This window comes from Flavobacterium sp. DSR3-2, assembly GCF_049896525.1.
GTDB lineage: Bacteria > Bacteroidota > Bacteroidia > Flavobacteriales > Flavobacteriaceae > Flavobacterium.
Genome location: NZ_JAFCUM010000002.1, coordinates 439,883 through 457,923 on the forward strand (window position 1 = coordinate 439,883; position 18,041 = coordinate 457,923).

Consider the following 18,041-nt stretch of genomic DNA (forward strand, 5'->3'; position numbering starts at 1 on the left):
TAGTTCTATGCAAATAGGTTATTAATATCCATTTATTGTTCTTGTCATATAAATTGTGGTCTACTTTTCAAAATTCATATTTCAAACCTTTGTACCTTTGTTTCTCAAAACCTTTGGCATCTCAAAAAAAAATGAACAAAATTATCCAACTTAAAGATTTAGGAACTAAAGATTATAAAGAAACTTGGGAATACCAAGAAGAATTGTTTAAAGGAATCGTTGACTTAAAAATTAAAAATAGGAGAGAAGAAACTAATTTGGAAACGCCCAATTACTTTCTTTTTGTGGAGCACCCTCATGTTTATACTTTGGGGAAAAGTGGAGATTTAAGCAATTTGCTCTTATCTGAAAAACAACTCGAAGCCAAAGGAGCGACTTTCTATAAAATCAATCGTGGCGGTGATATTACCTACCACGGGCCAGGACAAATTGTAGGTTATCCAATTATTGACTTAGAAAATTTCTTTACTGATATTCATAAATACTTGCGTTTTCTGGAAGAAGCTATTATTCTTACCCTTCAAGAATACGGTATTGTTTGCGGCAGAAGTGAAGGCGAAACCGGAGTCTGGTTGGGTGCAGGAACTCCATTTGCCAGAAAAATTTGCGCTATGGGCGTTCGCGCGTCCCGTTGGGTAACGATGCATGGATTTGCGCTAAACGTGAATGCTGATTTGGGTTATTTTGACAATATTATTCCGTGCGGGATTCGTGGCAAAGCCGTAACCTCTTTAAACGTAGAACTTGGCGTTGAAAGAGTAATTGAAACAGAAGTGAAAGAAAAAATCCTGAAACATTTCTCCATTCTTTTTGAAGCGACTTTTAAGAAATCTGAAATCGTTAAACAGCAATCAAAAATTTAAATTTCTAATTTTAATTGTTCCGGTAACAATCGAAATGTCATTCGGTGGTATTTAGTGGTCCCAAATTTCCGAATTGCCTCACGGTGTTCTTTGGTAGGGTAACCTTTATTTTGTTTCCAATTATACATCGGGAATTCTTCATGTATCCGGTTCATATACTCATCTCTGTAAGTCTTAGCTAATATTGAAGCGGCGGCAATACTCATAAATTTTGAATCTCCCTTTATGATGCTGGTATTTGGAATTGAATTTAAGATTTCAATTTCCGCGTCAGTGAAAATTTTCCCTCCACGGTTTTTAATTCCTCCTTTTGGTATGAATGGACTGTTTCCGTCTACTATAATAAATTCTGGTCTAGGATCTAATTTTAAGATGCTTTCTTGCATCGCTTTTATAGATGCGTTTAAAATATTGATTTCATCAATAATTAAAGGCTCTAAATGTGTTACCGCAAATGAAATGCACTGCTGTTCTATAATAGGTCTTAATTTTTCTCTAACTTTTTCAGATAACTGCTTGCTGTCATTTAAAAACTCATTATGGAAATCAGATGGTAATATTACGGCGGCTGCAGTAACAGGACCTGCCAGACAACCACGACCTGCCTCGTCAGTTCCTGTTTCTAAATATGGTGTTAAAAAAAATGGTCTTAACATTAAATTAATTTTGACGAAAATATAGTTTTTTGTATCGGCAACAGCATATAATAAGTATAAAATAGCGAAAAACAAAAGGTAATCTATTTTTTTGAGTAAAAACTTTAACAAATGTTCGTTTTTTTATTTGTTAAATAAATTTGTTTTTTTAAGATATTATTATGATTTTTGTCAAATAACTAATTTAAAAAATTAATATGAGATCAAAGCACAAATGGATTTTTTCGTTGCTATTGGCGCTGTCAATGCAATTTGTGTTTGCACAAGAGAAAACGGTTACAGGTAAAGTTTCAGACGCTACCGGACCTATTCCAGGAGCAAACGTTGTTGTTAAAGGTACAAACAGAAGTGCGCAAACAGATTTTGATGGTAACTATTCCATCAAAGCAAGTTCGGGTGAGGTTTTAGTGTTTTCTTTTGTAGGAATGAAAGAAAGTACAGTAAATGTTGGTTCTTCTAATACAGTTAGTGTTAGAATGGACCAAGCAGATAATGCATTAGAAGAAGTAGTGGTTGTTGGTTATGGAGTTCAGAAAAAGAAAGACCTAACTAGTTCTATTTCTAATATTAGTGGGGATGCTATAAAAGGTTTAATCACGCCTAGTTTTGAAAGTCAATTGGCAGGTAGAGCTGCGGGTGTTCAGGTAACTACCCAGAACGGGATTTTAGGTGTAGCACCGAGGGTAAGAATTAGAGGTGTAGCTACAATTAATAGTGGGACTCAGCCTTTATATGTGGTAGATGGTTTACCAATATACTCTGGAGATATTGGAGGTTCTGCTGATACTAATGGTTTAGCCGATATTAACCCTAATGATATTGAATCATTTGAAGTATTAAAAGATGGTGCCGCGACAGCAATATATGGTTCAAGAGCAGCGAACGGTGTAATTTTGATAACTACAAAAAGAGGTAAAAAAGGTGCGATGAAAGTTTCTTACAGCAATGTCACTGGATTTGCTTCTGCAACAAAAACATTTGATTTACTGAAAACTGCTGACTTTTTGGTAATTAATAATGAAAAAAGAATAAATGCTGGACAAGCAGTTTGGGCAGCTGGTAGTAATTTTGACACTGACTGGCAAAGTGAGGTTTTAAATAAAGGAGCTGTTCAAACAGATCATTCTCTATCTTTTAATGGAGGTTCTGATAAGACTAAATATTTCATGTCATTAGGATACTCCACTCAAGATGGTATTGCGAAATCAAACAGTTTAGATCGGTATTCTCTTAGATCTAACCTTGAACATGAAATAACTACATGGTTAACGGCCGGAGCTAACATTGGAGTTACCAAAACTAATACAGAGGGATTAAATACAGGAAGAAACTCTATTTCAGGAAATATCTTTAGTGCAATAAGACAGTTGCCAAATACTTCTCCTCTCGACGCAAAAAACCCAACAGGCTATAACCTAAATGCGTCAGGAAATATTGGTCAGGGAACAAATCTTACTCAGGCAACGGACAATTTATCCAATATTAGCTATGTATTAGCAAATAATAAATTTGAATCTAAAGTAACTAGAATTATATCCAGTGCTTTTTTATCGGCTGATATCGTGAAAGGTTTAAATTATCGCTTCCAAATTGGAGTTGACAACGCGTCAACAAACGGATTTTTATATTGGAACCCGTTGCATGGTGATGGTCGTGGGACAAATGGACGTTTGAGTAACAATAATAATACTCTAACTCGCTGGAATGTTCAAAATATTTTATCGTACAATAAAACGTTTGGTAACGATCATAACTTATCGTTAACCGCTGTTTACGAGGCTCAAAAAGAAAAGAATGAAAATTTTTTTGCTACAGGTACTAATATAACTGATCCATTTTTTAATCAAAATGTAGTTACAGGAGCTTTTGGGACACAAGAGTCGGGTGGTGGAGTTAATGAGGAAGGTATCATTTCTTATATTGGTAGAGCAAGCTACAATTATAAAAGTAAATATTTTGTACAAGGAACTGTAAGACGTGATGGACTATCAAAATTTAATTCGGACATTCGTTACCAAAATTTCCCGGGAATATCTGGGGGTTGGAACATAGCCAACGAGGGTTTTATGGAAGATTTTAAAAGTGTCATTTCACAATTCAAAATCAGGGGTTCTTACTCTTTAACGGGTAACACTAATGTAGGTAGGAGTAATTATCCTTATTTGAGTACATATTCTCCTTCATTTTATGGTCCAAACAATGGTATTGCATTTACAACTTTTGCAAACAGGAATTTGAAATGGGAAACAAGCACTAAAATTGATTATGGAGTAGATGTGTCTTTATTTAATAATCGTTTGACTTTAAACTTTGATTATTTCAAAAATACCTCTGAAGATGTAGTTCTTCAATTTCCAATAGATCCTTCATTAGGTGTTCCAGGAAATGCAATAGATAGAAATGCTGCAAATGTATTAAATAATGGGTATGAATTTGGAGTAGATTACAGTGTTATAAACACTAAAGATTTCAAGTGGAATGTCAATGCAAATTTAACTTTGCAAAAAAATAAAGTTTACAATTTGCCAAATAATGGTGCGGATATCATTGGTGGAAGTTCAGGAGATATAAATATTCAGCCAAATATCATTATTCGTGAAGGTGAATCTCTAAATTCATTATATGGATTTACATATTGGGGAGTAAATACAGCGAACGGTAATCCGGTTTATTACAAAGCTGATGGTAGCTTGGTACAAGGAAATATAGCAACAGCTAACTACAAAGTATTTAATCCAGCCGATCCAACTAACGTATCCGTTGCATCGTCTTTAACACAAGGCGATAAAAAGATTCAGGGAAATTCGCTTCCTACTTATTTTGGTGGATTTAATTCTAAAATGAGCTACAAGGATTTTGATTTTAGTTTTTTGATTCGCTTCAGTGGTGGAAACAAAGTTTTTAATGGTACTAGAAGAGATTTACTTAATTTAGGGTTAAGCAACAATAGCACAGAAATCCTTGGTAGATGGCAAAGTCCAACAAATCCTGGTGACGGAATGACGCCTAGATTAGTTGCTAACCAAAATCCATTTATTAACCAAGCAAGTAATCTAACTACTCGTTTTGTAGAAGATGCTGACTTTATTAGTTTAGATAACATAAGTTTAGGGTATTCATTTCCAAAAATTTTAACGGAAAAAATAAGTGTTGAAGGAGTAAGATTGTCTGCGCAGGTTCAAAATTTATTCTTAATAACCAAATACAAAGGATTAGATCCGGAATTAGAAACTTCTGGGGTTGATTTAAACGGTACACCAAGAGCAAGAATTTTTTCAATTGGTCTTAACGTAAATTTATAAAAAGATGAAAAAACACATAAAAATAGTAACTAGTGTAATGCTAGCAATGGGATTGTTTTCTTGTTCAGATGAGAAAATATTGGAACTAACTCCTATAAATGCGGTAGCCTCTGATGTTGCATTCACAACACCTACTTTGATAACGGCTTCAATGAACGGTATGTATAACGCGGCTTCGGTTGGTATCTTTAATAATACAGCAAACAACCCGAATAGCGGACGAGGTTATATTTGGGGTGCGGCTTTTGTTCAGCAAGGGGATAATCGAGGAGAAGATGTTATTAATTTAGCTGGATTTTACCAGTTAACATATACAGGTACATATGATGCTGGTACAGCAAACAATACCTATTATTTTGTGGATGGTTATAGATTAATTAACAGATGTAATCTAATTATTGAGGGTGTAACTGATGCAGTAAGAAAGAATGTTATTACAACTCAGCTTGGAAATAGTTACATAGGAGAGGCAAGATTTTTAAGAGCAATAACACATTTTGAAATGTTGAATTATTTTGCAAGGCCTTACAATTTTACTGTTGATGCAAGTCATCCGGGTCTTCCATACAGAGAAGTAGGTGTTGATACTGATGCGGAAGTAGAAAGCGAAAAAGCTCAAGGAAGAAATACAGTAGCGGAATGTTACACTAAAGTTTTAGCTGATTTAAATTTTGCTGAGGGCAACCTCGTTGGTACAAATAAATTTAGGGCAACGAAAGAAGCTGCTATCGCTTTTAAAACTAGAGTGTATTTACAAAAAAGAGATTGGGATAATGTAATAGTTGAAGGGTCAAAACTATCTGCTCTTTCTTTAGCTCCAACTCCAGCCGCTGCCTTTACATTAAGTACGAACGTTGAGAGTATTTTTTCAATTCAACACGGTGCTACAGCTGGTCAAAACCCAGGTGTGAATGGTGCTCTTGCGTCAATGTATAAAAACAGAGCATTAATTTGTATTAGTCCAATTATTTGGAGAGATCCAATTTGGTTGAATGATGATAAAAGAAGAGAAAATGGTGTGATGACAACAATAAATGCTGGTAATGTTTTAACCAACAAGTATACTGACATTACAAATTCAACTGATCCTGCTCCAGTAATTCGTTTCGCAGAAGTTCTTCTGAACATGGCAGAGGCCAATTCTAGAAAAACTATGCCGGATTTAACGACGGCTTTGACACAATTGAATAGAGTAAGAAATAGATCATTAGCCGCCCCAGGTACCCAAGCTTACACTGCAGCAAGTTTCATAACAGCAAAAGATTTAGTTGGTGCAATATTAAAAGAACGTAGAATTGAATTTATTTGTGAAGGCAGAAGATGGTCTGATATTCACAGATTACAGGGCGATAATTTATTTCCTATAGATGGAATTCCTGCAAAATTAGCAAATGGTAACCCTCCTGCGGGTTCTTTTACACTAGGAACGGCATATACAGGTCCAAGAACAAATGTGGCTATTCCAGGAAACGATTTTAGATTCTTATGGCCACTTCCATTATTAGTAACAACAACTAATCCAATTTTAGCTGCTCAGCAAAATCCTGGTTGGTAAATTACATTATAATTTAATTAGAGAAAATCTTCCCAGTCATTTTGATTGTGGGAGATTTTTTTTGTAATGAAAGCATTTTTGTTACGTCAATTTAGTCTGGTTTATTGAGTAAACATGTAGAACCTTTTATACGCTGTAAAAAGAAAAGTTTGATGTAAAAAACTTTTAGTTTATGGTATAATTTTATTGGCTTATTTTTATTTTGAGGTGTTCATTTATTCACTTCTTGTAATGTCTTAAGATAATTTTTGTAGTATTTATTATTTGTTTATGAGTAGGTTAAACATGCTTAACTTATAATATCACCTTTTCTTTTGTAATTAAAGTCATCTAAATACTTTTATATGTATTCACCTTATTAACCCAAAAAAAAGTGCTCCTCAACCACAATTTTACTTGATAAATTCCAGTGTATAATTCTTTTGAAGATTTTCCTTTGTCACTCATAAGTTGTTTTAAATCAAACTCTTTTTTTAATAGATTATAATTAGTCCATTTGTCCGTTTTTATTATCGCATATTTAAAAATATGATTAACAAATATTTTACTTATTTTTTTACAGGAATAATCTTTACGTTGGTCAACATACACCTTTTTAATTCCGCCCGTATCATTGATTTTAACGGCGATTATCAACTTCTTTTTTTTAAATTATTGGTCCTTCCCTGTTTAAGATCTTCTCTGTCACCAAAAACAAATTGATCAACGAGAATCTCAACAATCATTGGCTGTAAGGCAGTACTTTGCATACTGACTTTAACTTTTTAACGAAATTAATTGCCAATCTTTTAATGATTTTTAATCGTTTTGCCAGTTGTTTTGTAGAGAAACCTTTTGTGGTTGATCTCATTTCAAAAACAATTGTAAATACTTTTCTGAAACCAAATCGAACTCTGTGAAAAATAGCTCACACAATTGGCCTTTCAATATGATGGAATGCGTCACAATCTCTTGCGAAATTCTTTTTACGAATAGTAAATTTTGTTTCATTTCATTTAGACGCATTTAAACCCTTCTTAATACTTTATTTCTGCTGGATATTTCAGACAATCTAAATCTGTTTTGAACTTATCGGTAAATTCTAAAACACTTTTTTTAATAAATTTTGCCATACTTTGAATACACATCAAATTGCAGGTAATCAAAACACCTGAAATTTTTACGTAGCTACCTTATGTCAATCAAAATCGGTTTCAAAAAATCATGTGGCAGTTCGTTGGTTTTTATAATTTTAGTGAGAAATGTACGATCTGCTTTGTGAATTTCTGTTTCTGTAGGACAGTTGAAACTGGAGTTTGGTTGGGTGCGGGAACTTTATTAACCTGAATAATTTGCGCTATGGTCGTCCGTGCTTCACGCTGGATAACAAAGCATGAATATATAGTAAACGTAAATGCTGCTTTAAGTTATTTGAACAATATTATTCGGTGTGGGATCCGCGGTAAAGCCGTAACTTCTTTAAATTTAAACTTGTAGTCGAAAAAGTGAATGAAGCCGAAGTGAAAACCGAAATCTTAAAATATTTCTTCATTTTTTTTGATGCAATTTTTGAGAAATCTGAAATTAGCAATCTCTAAACTAAAATCATGAATTAAATTTCAATTGTTCTGGCAAGAATCGAAATGTCATTCGGTGGTATTTTGTAACGCCATAAATTCGGATAGCTTCCCAATGTTCTTTGGTGAGATATCCTTTATTTTGTTTGCAATTGTACATTGGGAATTACTCATGAATCTTGTTCACATAGGGTTCCCAATAATTTTTCGCCAATATAGAAGCGGCGGCAATATTCATAAATTTTGAATCTCCCTTTAAGATAATGGCATTTGGAATTGTATTTAGGATTTCAATTTCCGCTTCAGTGAAAATTTATCCTCCACGGTTTTTAATTCCGCCTTTAGGTATGAATGGACTGTTTCCGTTTGTTGTAATATGAACGGGTTTTGTATCTAATTTTAAAATGCTGTTCAGCATCGCTTTTATAAATGCATGTAAATTATTGATTTCATCAATAATTACAGGCTCTATATGTGTTACTGCAAATGAAATACTTTCCTGTTTTACAACAGGTTTTAATTTTTTTCTAGCCCGTTGAGATGACTGTTTAATATTATTAAAAACTTAATCTGGAAATCAGATGGTAATGTTATGGCTGCAGGAGTAATAGGTCTAGAAAGATAATTTCGTCAAGATTTGTGAATTCCTATTTCTAAATGTGGTGTTAAAAATAAGGGATTAGACATCGAATTAATTTTGACTAAAAGGGAGCCTTTTACAATATTATAAACACATAATGTGTAGTAAATTAAAAAAATATTGATGTAATCTATTATTTTGAGAAGAAACTTTAACAAATATTACTTTTGTTAATTATGAAATAAATTTGTTTCTTTAAGAAATTATTATGATTTTTGTAGAATAACTAATTCAAAATAAATTTAATATGAGATCAAAATTCAAATGGATTTTTTCAGTGGTGTTGGCTTTGTCGATGCAGTTTTTGTTTGCGCAAGAAAAGACTGTCGTAGGTGTAGTTTCTGATGCAATAGGAACTATTCCGGGAGCAAATATAATTGTAAAGGGTACAAATCGAAGTACTCAAACTGATTTAGAAGGGAAATATTCCATTAAAGCAAAAGCAGGGGAGATTTTAGTTTTTTCCTTTATCGGAATGAGAGAAACAACAGCTGAGGTTGGTAATTCAACAACACTGAATATTAAAATGGAGAGCGGAGTACTTTTAAGTGAAGTTGTCGTTGTGGGTTATAGTTCAACTACTAATAAAGCTTTTACTGGAACATTCAAACAGATTAAGGCAGAAGTTTTAGAACGTAAAAATGTGACTAATATTACTCAAGCATTAGCTGGTGAAGTAGCAGGTGTTCGTGTAATAAATACTTCAGGGCAACCAGGTTCAAACGCTACTATTAAAATTCGTGGTGTTGGCTCTGTTAATGCTAATTCTGATCCATTGTACGTTGTCGATGGTGTACCTTATGTTGGAAATTTAAGTTCAATAAATTTCTCAGATGTTGAATCTACAACAGTATTGAAGGATGCCTCTGCAACATCTATTTATGGTTCTCGAGGCGCAAATGGTGTAATTCTAATTACAACAAAAACAGGTAAAGCGGGAGGTTCGTATGTTCAAGTTGAAACTAAATTAGGTAATAATATAGCACTTTTGCCAAGATATAAAACGATAAGATCTGCGGATGAGTATATAGCTTTAGGATGGGAATCGCTTTATAATGAAGGTGTTATTACAAAAGCAGCAGATCCCGTAGCTTATGCTAATACTAATTTATTTCTATCAAAAGGTTTAGGTGGAAGTCAGTATAATTCTTGGAATGTTACCAATGGGGGAGAATTAATTGATCCAGTTACTCGTCAAGTCAGAGCCGGCGTTACTAAAAAATATACTCCTGAAAAATGGGAAGACTATGCTTTTCAAGCTTCAATCAGATCGGAAACTAATTTAACATTAGGAGGAGGAGATGGTAAGACAAATTATTTCACATCATTCGGGTACTTGAAAGATCAAGGATATTCGATAAACTCTGATTTCGAACGGTTATCATCACGTATAAATATTAACCACGAAGTTAAACCATGGTTAAAAGGGGGTGTCAACTTTGGCTATTCTTATTCTAAATCTAATAACAATGGTCAGTCTGAAGATTCAGGTAGTGTTTTTTGGTTTGCCGATAACATGCCTTCTATTTATCCACTTTTTGAAAGAAATACGGATGGAAGTATTGTTCAAGATCCAATTTATGGCGGTAATAAATATGACTATGGTGAAAACGGAAGGCGTTTTGGTGGCCTGACTAATGCAATTTCTGATGCTACTAGGGAGATTGATCGAACTGGCAGACATGAGTTAAATATGAATGTGTCGTTTGACGTGAAGTTTACAAAAGGACTAACTTTGGAAAATCGTGTTGGAGCGCAATATTATAATTCATCTAGAGATAGTAAAGGTGATGCTTTTTACGGAGGTTCTGCGTCACAAAGCGGTTCTATTTTTAAAACAAAAACAGAGTTTTTGAATTATAATGTTTTAAATTTATTAAGGTATAAATCTAGTTTTGGAGAACATTCATTCGAAGCTTTAATAGCCCATGAAAATAATCAACTTTCTAATTCGTTTTTAAGTGCGTATAGAACGAATCTATTTGACCCGAATGGATTGGAATTAAACAATGCAATAGTTCAGCAGAGTTCTAATTCCTACAAAGATATGAGTTCTTTAGAAAGTTATTTTGGTCAAGTTAATTATGATTTTAAAAATACTTACTTTTTATCAGGAACAGTAAGAAGAGACGGAAGCTCTAAATTTATTAATAACAAATGGGGAACTTTTGGTTCAATTGGAGCATCATGGATTGTATCTAATGAGTCATTCATGGATAATCAAAGTGTATTTAGTTTCTTAAAATTGAAAGCCAGTTACGGTATTACAGGAGAGCAAGGTGTCCAGGACGCAGATGGTAACTTAGACTATTACCCTGGTTTAGATACTTATTCAATTAATAATCTAAATGATGAGGCTTCACTTGGTGATTTTATTAAAGGTAATCCTGATTTAACATGGGAAAAAGCAAACCAATTTCAAACAGGGGTTGAATTTGCTTTAGGAAAATACCTTGATGTTGCGGTTGATTACTATTCAAAACGTACAAAAGATCTTATATTTGATAGAAGAGTTGGTCCTTCATTGGGATATGCACTTTTAAAAGTTAATGATGGTGAATTGTTAAATAGTGGTATTGAATTTGATGTTACCGCGCACCTATTGAAAGGGGATGATTATTTTATTGATTTTACCGTTAACGGTGAAGTTCCGAAAAATGAATTATTGAAATTACCAATTGATCCTGCCACAGGTGAAGAGAAATTAATTGATATTAATGGACTTTATGGCAGATCTAGTGGGCATTCTTTGTATGATTTCTATATTAGAGAAGATGCTGGAGTTGACGTTCAAACTGGTGCTCCTCAATGGAATGCTTATTATTTTGACGCCAATACAAACGGTACAAAGGATAACGATGAAGGATTTATAAAATCATTATATGAGTATGAATCTGAAAATCCACAAAACGTTAATGGCATAGTTGAGACTAAAACAACTAGCTACACTAATGCTGCCATTAAATATATTGGTAAATCAGCAATTCCTGTTGTAAGAGGTGCTTTTACGTTAAGTACTAAATATAAAGCATTCAGTTTAAGTACACAATTCCTATATAGCTTGGGTGGTTATTCCTATGACGGTGCATATGCAAGTTTAATGCATAGCGGTTTAATTGGGTCAAATAATTGGAGTGAGGATATTAAAAACAGATGGCAGCAACCAGGGGATATCACTAGCGTACCTCGTTTATCAAATAATAGAGATCTTTCTTCTAACGGGGTTTCTTCAAGATTTGTTACAAAGGCAGATTACTTATCGCTAAATAACGTTAGAGTAGGATTCTCTATGCCACAGAACTTTTTGAAAACTATAAAAATGTATGGTTTAGATATTTATGTTTCTGGAGATAACTTGCTTTTATTTTCAAAAAGAGAGGGATTTAATCCTGCCGCATCTTTATCAGGAGCTTCAAATACTTACAGATATTCTCCAATGTCGACTATCTCCATAGGTATTAAAGCTAAATTTTAATTGTAAAAACAAATAAAAATGAAAAATATTAAATTAATTTTAACATTCACTGCTGCATTTGCCTTTACGGCCTGTAGCGAAGACTACCTCGTTGCAGAGCCGACAGAAGTAGTTTCTTCAGGACAAATTGCAGATATTGTTGATTTGAAACCTGAAGCATTGAATAGTTTGCTGTCAGGTATTTATACTACAATGTATACCGCTGGATCAGGGGGTACTAATCTGGACCATGATGATTTTGGGCAAAAGGGATATGATATTTACACCGATATGATAAGTTCTGACATGGTGTTAGCAGGTCTAAACTATGGATGGTATACAAGAATAGTAAATTATCAAACTACGGTTAATTTTACAGATATAAATAATTACAAGCCATGGAGGTATTATTACAGAATAATTCTTTCAAGTAATCAAATCATCGCAGCTTTTGGTGGAAATGATTTTATTCCTGAAAGTGCTGAAGCTAAGCATATAATGGGACAAGCTAAAGCATTACGTGCTTACGCATACTTTTATTTAGCGCAATTATATCAAAAAGAATATATTGCAGATGAACTGATTTTGCCTATATATACAGATACTAAAGTGCCTAACCAGCCTAAAAGTTCAGCTGCAGATGTCTATGCATTGATCATAAAGGATTTGACTGAGTCTGAAACCCTATTGTCAACTTTTAATAGGGAAAATAAAAGTAGCGTAAATCAATCCGTTGTGCAAGGTTTGTTAGCTTACGCGTATGGAGCACAAGGGAACTATCAAAAAGTTTTAGAGGTAACTAATAAAATTATAGCTAAAAATGAATTTCCATTAACCACAGCTTCTCAATTAGTGGGTAAAGTAGATTCTAACGGTAAACTTATCAATGCTGATTCAGGATTTAATAATGTAGCTACACCTAGCTGGATGTGGGGTGTAAATTTGACTGTTGCTAACGATTTAGATTTAGTTTCGTGGTGGGGACAGGTAGATCGTTACACTTATAGTTATGCTTGGGCTGGAGACCCTAAAACGATGGATAAAAAGCTTCAAGATCAAATTAAATCAACAGATATTAGGAAAGACCAATTTACTTCTACTGGTAGACCTTCATTTAAATTTTTTGATCCTAATAGAGTTATTGGTGGACAAAGAACTGTGACTACAGATTACATATACATGAGAATTGAAGAAATGTATTTGTTAAATGCAGAGGCGCAAGCAAAATTAGGAAACGATTCTGATGCTAGAACAACTTTGAAAACATTGTTAACAATAAGAAATGTAGATGGTGTTTACTTGAACGCAATGTCAGGAACAACATTGCAAAAAGAAATTTACTTACAAACAAGAATAGAATTTTGGGGTGAAGGTAAAAGTTATTTAGCAATGAAGAGAAATAAGGCGACAGTTACTAGAGGATCTAATCACTTGTACTTTGCTGGAGAAAGTTTTCAATATAATGATGATAAATTGACGTTTGATATTCCGCAAGCGGAAATCTTAAACAACCCATTTATCAATTAATTATTAAAATATTTTTTTGAAACCCGCTTTTAAAGCGGGTTTTTTATTTTTAAAAAGATTTTCATTTACCTTTACCTAAATTATTCGTAACAGGCAGTAACTTAATTATATATTTATCCAAATGAGAATTCTTTTTTTAGTATATTTATTTCTATTTCCGTTAATACTGTTTTCACAAATTAAGCTCAATAAAGGATTAAATCTTAAGTCGTCGGATAAAAGAGAAGTGCTAGATTCTTTAAAAGCTGAAAAAGTTCATAAACTAGCCACTATTGATCTTTACAAGGTAATCAGTATAGATAACGACACAACTTACATCGATACTTCTCTTACAATTCAAAAGGAATACAGTCATAACTATTTGCGAAAAGATATTTTTGGACTTTTACCTTTTGCAAATGATGGACAAACCTACAACACGTTGCAATATAGCTTAACCGATTTTTCACCATATCCGGAATTTGGTTTTAAAGCAAAACATTTTAATTTTTTAGAGGCTAATCAAATACGCTATTATTCAGTTGCAACTCCAGTGACCGAATTATATTTTAAAACCACCATAAAAAAAGGACAGTCTGTTGATGCTTTTATTACTTTAAACACTTCTGAAAATCTTAATTTTTCTATTGCTTATAAAGGTTTGCGTTCAGAAGGAGAATATCTCAACCAATTATCCAGTACGGGCAATTTTAGATTTTCCACCAATTACAATACCAAGAACAAACGCTATTTTGCAAAAGCCCATTATACTTTCCAAGACATTTTAAATGAGGAAAACGGGGGAATCACGTCCATTGAAAATTTTGAAAGTGAAGATCCAAACTATAACAATCGACAAAGATTTGAAGTCTATTTTAATGACGCTAAATCGTTTCTAAAAGGCAAAAGAGTTTTTTTGGATCATAATTTCAGAATTAATTCTAACAAAGGAGATAATAATCTATACCTGACACACCAATTTAATTACGAAAATAAGTTTTTCGAATACAATCAGGAAACAGTTCCATCAACCGTCGGCTCTGAGACGGTATATCGCTTTGGAAATTTATTTTTAGATAGTGGGATTAATGACCAAACCCGTTATAATAAAATGTACAACAGAGTGGGACTTATCTATGAAAACACCACTTTAGGGACTTTTCAGTTTTTTGTTGATGATTTCAGATCAAATTATTTTTACAACAAGATTCTTATCTTTGATAATCAAAATACGGTACCAAGTTCGTTTAGTCAGGAAATCAACAGTGCAGGTGGACAATATGAATACCGACGTAATAAGTGGAATGCTAAAGTTTTATACTCAAGGTCCGTAACTGATCAGTCGCTTTCTAATTTGGATACAAAAGTGCGATATGACCTGAATGATGAAATCCAGCTTGCATTTCAGTATCAAAATATAAATAAACTGCCAAATAATAATTACAATTTGCACCAAAGCAGTTTTGTACAATACAACTGGTCGAATGATTTTAAAAATGAAAAAATTAATTCAATCAAAGCAAATGCTATTTCCCCTTGGGTTGATGCCGAGCTGCAGTTTTCGGTTTTGAAAGATCATTTATATTTTACTGATGCATCGACTGCCCAGCAAAAGTTGGATAAATCCCAAATTGTTGCGCCAGCGCAATATAACGGAACCATAAATTATTTGTCGCTTAAAATCGGCAGAGAACTGAAATTTGGAAACTTTGCTTTGGACAATACAATTTTATATCAAAAAACCAAGCAACAAGATGCAATTCTGAATGTTCCTGAAATTGTCACGCGTAATACCATTTACTATTCAAATTATTTGTTCAAAAAAGCATTATTTCTACAAACTGGTATCTCGTTGAATTACTTTTCCAGCTATTATGCCAATGAATACAATCCGGTCATAGGAGAGTTTTTTGTACAAAATGAAAAGCAAATCGGAAATCATCCTAATCTTGATTTCTTCATTAACGCAAAAATTCAAAGAACAAGAATTTATTTCAAAGCGGAACATTTTAATTCTGCTCTTATGGGTAACAATTTTTATGCGTCACCCAATAATCCATCGCGTGATTTCACGATTCGATTTGGTTTGATTTGGAACTTCTTCAATTAATTTATTAATAATTACAATTTTTCATATCGTTTTTTTTGGGCGTTTTATCGTGCTTTCCGCTATATCTTTCCTTGCTTAAAGAAAGCAAGTAAAGGATGTCGCTGTTATCACGAACGCAAAATCCCATAAAGAAGAATATTTTATAACAAAATACTATCTTTGCACCAGTATTTACAACAAAATCACAATCTTAAATTCATATTACAATGCGCTACGCAGAAAATATATTAGGCACAATCGGCAATACACCTTTAGTTAAACTCAATAAAGTAACTGCTGAAGTAGAGGCTTTGGTACTTGCAAAAGTCGAAACGTTCAATCCTGGAAATTCAGTAAAAGACAGGATGGCCGTAAAAATGATTGCAGATGCGGAAGCCGATGGACGCTTGAAACCAGGGGGGACAATCATCGAAGGGACTTCAGGGAATACTGGAATGGGATTGGCATTAGTAGCTATTATAAAAGGGTATAAACTGATTTGTGTAATTTCAGACAAACAGTCCAAAGAGAAAATGGATATTCTTCGTGCAGTTGGAGCAAAAGTTGTGGTATGTCCTACGGATGTAGAACCTACTGATCCAAGATCCTATTATTCTGTTTCTAGAAGATTAGCAGAAGAAACTCCTAATTCCTGGTATGTAAATCAATACGATAATCCTTCAAATGCAATAGCGCATTATGAGCAAACGGGTCCCGAAATTTGGGAGCAAACAGGTGGTAAAATCACTCATTTTGTTGTTGGTGTAGGAACTGGAGGAACAATTTCCGGAGTGGCAAAATACTTGAAAGAGAAAAATCCAAGCATTAAAATTTGGGGAATTGATACGTATGGTTCTGTGTTTAAAAAATACCACGAAACAGGAATTTTTGACGAAAATGAAATCTATTCGTATATCACCGAAGGAATTGGAGAAGACATTCTTCCAAAAAATGTTGACTTTTCTCTAATTGATGGTTTCACAAAAGTAACCGATAAAGATGCTGCAGTGTACACCAGAAAAATTGCGCTTGAAGAAGGAATATTTGTTGGGAATTCTGCTGGAGCAGCAATAAAAGGATTGTTACAGCTTAAAGAACATTTCAAACCCGAAGATGTTGTTGTGGTACTTTTTCATGATTCAGGAAGTCGTTATGTGGGCAAAATGTTTAATGATGACTGGATGCGGGAACGTGGTTTTCTGGAAGAAGAAATCACAAAGGCCGAAGATGTTATTAAGGATCATATCGATAAACCATTAATTGTGGTGCGTACTGAAGAGTTGGTTTCTCATGCTATTGAAAGAATGCGTAAATACAAGATTTCTCAAATTCCGGTAATTGATATCACTGGATTTGTAGGTTCTGTTGATGAAAGTGATTTGTTTCAAAGTTACGTGGCTGACAAAGATGTAGCAGATAAACCAATTAAGGAAATTATGGGGAAACCTTTCCCAATAGTGAAACACGGAACACCTATCGAAGAAGTTTCAAAATTATTCACGAAAGAAAATGAAGCTGTTTTAGTGGAATTAGAAAATGGAAGTCACCATATTATTACCAAATATGATATTATTGGTTCAATAAAATAAGCTTAAAACACGGATTTATTGCTATATATACTCCTGCAAGGTTTTTCGAACCTTGCAGGTTTTTTTTTAATGCAGTTTAATAATATTATTTTTTAGGAAATTGTAATTTGTAAACGTTGTTGCTGAAGTAGAAGTTTTAAAACCTAAAAGTTTACAAGAGGAAATGAAAAGAAAGCTGTCGAATGCGTTGAACTTGTATAATTGATAGTATTTTTGTAGATCTAATATAAAAATCGCTGCACGAGCCAAGAGGGCGAACTGGCGAATCAATCCCAAATCCCAAATTAAATTGACCTTTACTGCTATAGATTTTGAAACGGCAATAGGATATCATCCCTGTTCCGTAGGTATTGTTACCGTTGAAAACGGAATAATTACAGATGAGTTTGTCAGCTTGATTAAACCTCCAAACAATTTATATTCGCCTTTTACCATTCAAGTGCATGGTATATATCCTCGCGATACCGTGAATGCAAAATCATTTGCCCAAGTGTATCCCGAAATTCAAAAAAGACTTCGAAATAAAGTTGTAGTAGCCCACAATGAAAGTTTTGATAGGAATGTTTTGGCGAAATCAATGGCGCTTTATAATTTAGATTACGCGGATTTAAATATCGCTTCTCGATGGGAATGTACCGTGAAAATTTACAGAGTCAAAGGATTAAAACCAACCAAATTGAGTGATTGCTGTCGGGAAATGAATATCGCATTAAATCACCACGAAGCTTTATCGGATGCTCGGGCTTGCGCCAAATTGTATCTGATGAAATAAAACCACGATTATTTTATTAGTTATCATAATGTAATTTGTTTTCTACATGAAATCGATGT

At 33.6% G+C, this 18,041-nt stretch carries 10 protein-coding genes; 8 read left to right on the plus strand and 2 right to left on the minus strand.

Annotated elements, in window-relative coordinates:
- The first annotated feature begins 131 nt into the window (after positions 1 to 131).
- Positions 132 to 863 (plus strand): lipoyl(octanoyl) transferase LipB, encoded by a 732-nt coding sequence (lipB, locus tag ACP7AV_RS05475; protein ID WP_426091079.1) that lies wholly within the window; start codon positions 132 to 134, stop codon positions 861 to 863.
- Here lipB and ACP7AV_RS05480 read toward each other — a convergent pair.
- Entirely contained in the window at positions 860 to 1,519 is a 660-nt protein-coding gene (locus ACP7AV_RS05480) for a ribonuclease HII (protein ID WP_426091080.1), read from the minus strand. The genes lipB and ACP7AV_RS05480 overlap by 4 nt on opposite strands.
- A 197-nt stretch (positions 1,520 to 1,716) precedes the next feature.
- On the opposite strand from ACP7AV_RS05480, the gene ACP7AV_RS05485 reads away from it, so the two are divergent.
- Positions 1,717 to 4,821 (plus strand): SusC/RagA family TonB-linked outer membrane protein, encoded by a 3,105-nt coding sequence (locus tag ACP7AV_RS05485; protein WP_426091081.1) that lies wholly within the window; start codon positions 1,717 to 1,719, stop codon positions 4,819 to 4,821.
- A 4-nt stretch (positions 4,822 to 4,825) separates the two neighbouring features.
- Positions 4,826 to 6,376 carry a RagB/SusD family nutrient uptake outer membrane protein gene (locus ACP7AV_RS05490; RefSeq protein ID WP_426091082.1) on the plus strand — a complete coding sequence of 517 codons (1,551 nt, stop codon included), beginning with the start codon at positions 4,826 to 4,828 and terminating at the stop codon, positions 6,374 to 6,376.
- A gap of 330 nt (positions 6,377 to 6,706) precedes the next feature.
- On the opposite strand, the gene ACP7AV_RS05495 is transcribed toward ACP7AV_RS05490, so the two are convergent.
- A complete protein-coding gene (locus ACP7AV_RS05495) occupies positions 6,707 to 7,012 on the minus strand; it encodes a hypothetical protein (RefSeq protein ID WP_426091083.1) in 306 nt (101 codons plus the stop codon).
- A gap of 1,807 nt (positions 7,013 to 8,819) precedes the next feature.
- Between ACP7AV_RS05495 and ACP7AV_RS05500 the strand changes: the two genes are divergently transcribed.
- The 5 genes from ACP7AV_RS05500 (at position 8,820) to ACP7AV_RS05520 (ending at position 17,982) form a co-directional block, all read left to right on the plus strand.
- Entirely contained in the window at positions 8,820 to 12,047 is a 3,228-nt protein-coding gene (locus tag ACP7AV_RS05500) for a SusC/RagA family TonB-linked outer membrane protein (protein WP_426091084.1), read from the plus strand.
- A gap of 18 nt (positions 12,048 to 12,065) precedes the next feature.
- Positions 12,066 to 13,553: a RagB/SusD family nutrient uptake outer membrane protein gene (locus ACP7AV_RS05505; protein ID WP_426091085.1), complete on the plus strand. Its 1,488-nt coding sequence runs from the start codon at positions 12,066 to 12,068 to the stop codon at positions 13,551 to 13,553.
- A 121-nt stretch (positions 13,554 to 13,674) separates the two neighbouring features.
- Positions 13,675 to 15,642: a putative porin gene (locus tag ACP7AV_RS05510; RefSeq protein ID WP_426091086.1), complete on the plus strand. Its 1,968-nt coding sequence runs from the start codon at positions 13,675 to 13,677 to the stop codon at positions 15,640 to 15,642.
- Between the two features lie 206 nt (positions 15,643 to 15,848).
- Entirely contained in the window at positions 15,849 to 17,210 is a 1,362-nt protein-coding gene (locus tag ACP7AV_RS05515) for a pyridoxal-phosphate dependent enzyme (protein WP_426091087.1), read from the plus strand.
- Between the two features lie 289 nt (positions 17,211 to 17,499).
- Complete coding sequence (locus ACP7AV_RS05520; RefSeq protein WP_426091088.1) at positions 17,500 to 17,982, plus strand: 3'-5' exonuclease; 483 nt, start codon at positions 17,500 to 17,502, stop codon at positions 17,980 to 17,982.
- Positions 17,983 to 18,041 lie beyond the last annotated feature (59 nt).